We start from the raw sequence: 4,362 nt of genomic DNA, 5'->3' as shown, positions 1-4,362 counted from the left end.
CCACTCCTCGTTCGTCAGGTCTCCACGTCCCATGCAGCCAGCCTGCCCCCAACACCCCACTCACGAAGGGAGATCCGAGAAACAGCGCCTAGTGCTGTGACCGCATAGACACCTCACGACCCCAAGTCGTCAAGCCGCAGCGGCCAACGCCGTTGGAAATGCGGTGTTCTCATCGAACAGTTCGCGTCGCTGGAGGCAGTGGAACATCTGTCCGAGCATGCGGTTGAAGCAATGCCACGAAGTTAGGGCTGCGCCGGCGTCGTCAAGGGCTTTCGCGAGATGGGCTCGTGGGACGGGATCCCCTGGTAGGAGGAAAGCCGACCAAGACTTCTCCTGTTCAGAGGATCCCGTTGTCGAGCCAGTCTGCCACCTGCACCCTGACACGCATCACGACCGTTGCCGAGGGAGCCTTCGCTCCCGGGCACCTCGGCGGGTTGACCCAGTTCCTGCCCTTCGAGCTCGTCGACGACGTGCTCGAGCAGACCAGAACCCTGCAGCAGCGCGTGCGCGCGTTACCGTCCCGTGTCGGAATCTACTTCGTGCTGGCTCTGGGGCTGTTCCCGAGCCTTGGGTACCAGCGCGTCTGGGACAAGCTCGTTGCCGGCCCTTCCGGCCTCGACCTGCACACCCCTTCTGAGGCGGCCCTGCGTCACCTCCGCGCGCGGCTGGGGCCCAGGCCGCTGGAGATGCTCTTCCATGCACTCGCGGTGCCGCTGGCACGTCCTTCAACACCGGGCGTGTGCTACCGGCGCTGGCGAACCGTCGCCTTCGGCGGCTGCAACTCGCTCAAAGCCCCTGACCTGCCAAGGATCCGGTGCCTGCTCGGCAAGGTTCGGCACCACTGGGGCATGTCCGGCTACCCCTCCTTGCGGCTGACCGTGCTCTGCGAGGCTGGTACCCGCGGTCTGCTCGGTGCCGTCTTCGGCCCCTGCGAAGCCGGCGAGATCGTCCAGGCAACCCGGCTGCTACCGAAATTGACCCCGCAGATGCTGCTCCTGGCCGATCGCGCCTACGACGGCGACGAGTTCCTGGGGCAGGTCGCTGACACCGGCGCTCAGTTCCTGGTCAGGCTGTCCGCCCGCCGACGCCCCGCCGTGCTGGCGGTCCTGCCCGACGGCACCTATCTTCCCCGCTTCCACCACGTCCGCGTACGCGTCATCGACGCGGAGATCACCGTCACCACCAGCGAAGGTAAGAGCATCACCGGGCGTTACCTGCTCGCGACCACACTCACCGACCACCGACGCGATCCCGCCGGAGCACTCGTCCGCCTCTACCACGAGCGCTGGGAGATCGAGACCGCCTACTACTCCCTGCGGCACACACTGCTGACTGGGCAGGTCCTGCGCTCCCAGGACCCACGCGGTCTTGAGCAGGAGGTCTGGGCCTTGCTCACCTTCTACCAGGTGCTGCGGATGGCCATGGCCGACGCCGTCGAGTCCCTTCCCGGCACCGACCCTGACAGGGCCAGTTTCACCATCGCTCTCCAGACCGCCCGCGACGAGGTCATCCGCGCCGACCACGTCCTGGCGCCGCCACAGCAGCAAGCGGGTGGCAGGGGCATAGCGGCAGCGATCCAGGCGAACCTCCTACCACCCCGTCGGGCTCGCATCAGCGCACGAAAGGTGAAGTGCCCCACCTCCCGATACCCGGCGAACCCGACCACTGGACACCCTCTGAACAGCCAAAACGTCACGAAACTCGCAATAGAGCTCAGACCTCAGCCCACATCGACCGCAGCTGGCGGACACGGCGGACAACGCAACAAGGTCCTGCACATCATGCGAACGGCCCCCGGCAGGATCTGGCACGCCCGCGACTTTGCGAACGAGCTCGGTGTCACCACCTACGACAGCTTCTACGTACAGCTCGGCCGCTGGACCCGCGAAGGACTCCTCAACAAGATCGCAAACGCTACCTACACCCTGGCCGCCGACTGGCTACCGACCAGCCCTCACCTTCCCTCATCGACGACGCCCCTTGACGACGGCGGCACAGCGCTAACTTCGTGGCATTGGCGGTTGAAGAGGTTGCGCTGGGCGGCAGCGTGCCAGTCCCCGTGCCCGTCGCGGCGGCGACGGTACTGAGCCATGGCTCCGGGCGAGGCCCGGAGGGCGGAGAAGGCCCAGAGGTAGCCGGCGTGGTTGAGGCGGTCGTTTTTGACCCAGCGGCGGGTGATGCTGGACTTCTTGCCGGAAGCCCGGGTGATGGGCGAGGAGCCGGCGTATGCCTTCAGGCCGCGTGCGTCGGCGAAACGGCCGCGGTCGTCCCCGATCTCAGCGAGCACCCGGGCGCCGAGCTGGACGCCGAGGCCGGGAAAACTGAGGATGATCTCAGCGTCCGGATGCTGAGGGAAGGCTTCCCCCACCGCCTGGGCGAGGTCGTCGGTGGCCGTGCAGGCGGCCTGGAGCTGGACCAGGAGGGCGAGCATCTGCTTGCCGAGCGCGTCCTCGACGAGGGCAGGATGGTGGGTGTGGTCCTCGCGGAAGACCTCACGGAGGCGTTCAATCTCGGCTTCGATGCCGCGTTGGCGGCCGGCTCGCTTGAGGGCGGCTTGGAGCTGGGCGCGAGTCAGTCGAGCAGCTCGTGTGGGAGTCGGAGCCAGCTTGAGGATTTCGTGGGCTTCAGAGCGACAGAGACCGTTCTTCCAGGACTCGAACGCCGCCAGGGCCGCGGGGAGCGGAGCTGGTTGGAAATCTGCTGGCGGTTCCAGGTGGAGTCCTGCTGGGCGCGGGCGATGACAGCGATGGCGCGGGCCAGGTCGCTGTCATCGGGCAAGACCCGGTGGGCGTGCATGTCGGTGCGCAGGGTGTTCGCGAGCACCAGGGCGTCCCCCGGGTCGGACTTCTTGCGGGAGACGCTGTGCCGGTCGCGGTAGCGGGCAGCGGCCCTCGGGTTGATCGCGAAGACCTTCCGCTTGCCCTGCCGCAGCACGGCGACCAGCAGACCGCGGGAGGTCTCGATCGCCACCGGGATCGGGTGTTCCTCGGTGTCGCCGTACTCGGCGAGCAGCTCCAACAAGATCTTGTAGCCAGCCGCGTCATCCGTGATGTGGCGTTTGGCCAGCAGCTGGCCCGAGTCGTCGATCAGGGCGATGTCGTGCGTCCTCTCGGCCCAGTCGATTCCGCAGTAGATCAAGGCATCCTCCCCATGGCGTGGGTGTTTGCGCTGGTCACGAGCGCATGCGGGCCACGCAGCGACCTAACAGCGAGCTCGGTGCCAACTTTGGAGTAGTAACGCTGGATCCGGGCGAACAGCAGCATGAGCAGCGGCAGCATCACCACGACGAACCACGCGCCCGCGAGGAATTTCGTGGCGAGCAGGACGGCACCCGCGACGCCGCTGAGCACAGCTCCCGTGGCGTTGATCAGCACTCGGGGCACCCACCTGTGGGGACGTTGCGTCGTCCAGTGCCGCACGAGTCCGAGCTGCCTGATGGTGAAGCCGACGAATACCCCGATGGCGAAGAGCGGGATCAGCCGCTGTGTGTCGGCGTTGACGGTGATCAGCAGGATCAGGGACAGCAAAGCCAGGGCGACGACCCCGTAGCGGTGAACCGGCTGTTCGGCGCGCAGGGCGAAGAGGTGGGGCAACCGGTTGTCCTGGGCCAGCAGCTCATCAGTACGGGCAGGCCGCCGAAACTGGTGTTCGCGGCCAGCCCCAGGACGAGGGTGATGGCGAGGCTGGTGGTGTAGTAGGGCCAGCCGGTGCCGTACGCGCCGGCCGTCATCTGGGCCAGGATCGTCAGGGGCCGACGGGCGCCATCACCGGGCCGGGCACCACGAACAAGTGCCTTGACGTGGACACCAACACTTCGACCAACGGCAACAAGGTGCAGTTGTGGGACTGCACCACCGAGGTCCAGGGTCAGCAGTGGTCGCGGATGAGCGGCGGCACGGTCCGCGCCTTCGGCAAGTGCCTGAACATCGTGGCCAACGGGGCCGCGAACTACTCCAAGGTCGAGCTGTGGGACTGCGACAACGCGGGTGGTCAGCAGTGGTTCCCGCAGGCCAACCGCTCGCTGTTCAATCCGCAGTCAAGGCGCTGCCTCGACGATCCGCAGGCCAACACCGCGAACGGCACACAGCTTCAGATCTACGACTGCAACGGGCTGTTCACGCAGGTGTGGCATCTGCCGTAACCACCGTGGCCGCCGCTGCTCTTGCGGCTGCAGCGGCGGTGACCTCATAGCCGCGTCCCCGCATCCCATACGTACAGCGTCGCGGCCCGGGCCCGGCCGCCTTTGCTCGGGTGCCCCAGGCCGCGACAAACCGTTATTCACGAACATCTTGCAACGTTGCAATTAGCTGGTTTACCGTCTTGCAACGTTGCAAGAAGCGTGATGAAGGGCCCAGGTGACAC

Annotated in this window: 2 protein-coding genes and 2 pseudogenes; 2 read left to right on the top strand and 2 right to left on the bottom strand. The window is 66.6% G+C overall.

The features are described from left to right. Nucleotides 1–350: 350 nt before the first annotated feature. Nucleotides 351–1,967 (top strand): annotated as a pseudogene (locus tag ACWEN3_RS42320) (IS4 family transposase); the annotation flags it as partial. A gap of 50 nt (nucleotides 1,968–2,017) precedes the next feature. Here the strand turns inward: ACWEN3_RS42320 and ACWEN3_RS42315 are convergent. Then, nucleotides 2,018–3,138: pseudogene (locus ACWEN3_RS42315) on the bottom strand (IS110 family transposase); the annotation flags it as partial. After that, nucleotides 3,135–3,593, bottom strand: coding sequence for a hypothetical protein (locus tag ACWEN3_RS42310; protein WP_452982826.1), 459 nt, complete (start codon nucleotides 3,591–3,593; stop codon nucleotides 3,135–3,137). The pseudogene ACWEN3_RS42315 and the gene ACWEN3_RS42310, both read right to left, overlap by 4 nt. 206 nt (nucleotides 3,594–3,799) lie before the next feature. Here ACWEN3_RS42310 and ACWEN3_RS42305 point away from each other — a divergent pair, with 206 nt between their 5' ends. Further along, nucleotides 3,800–4,141, top strand: coding sequence for a ricin-type beta-trefoil lectin domain protein (locus ACWEN3_RS42305; RefSeq protein WP_452982823.1), 342 nt, complete (start codon nucleotides 3,800–3,802; stop codon nucleotides 4,139–4,141). Nucleotides 4,142–4,362 lie beyond the last annotated feature (221 nt).

This window comes from Streptomyces sp. NPDC004561, from assembly GCF_053602155.1.
This window is presented reverse-complemented; position numbering and strand designations above follow the sequence as displayed.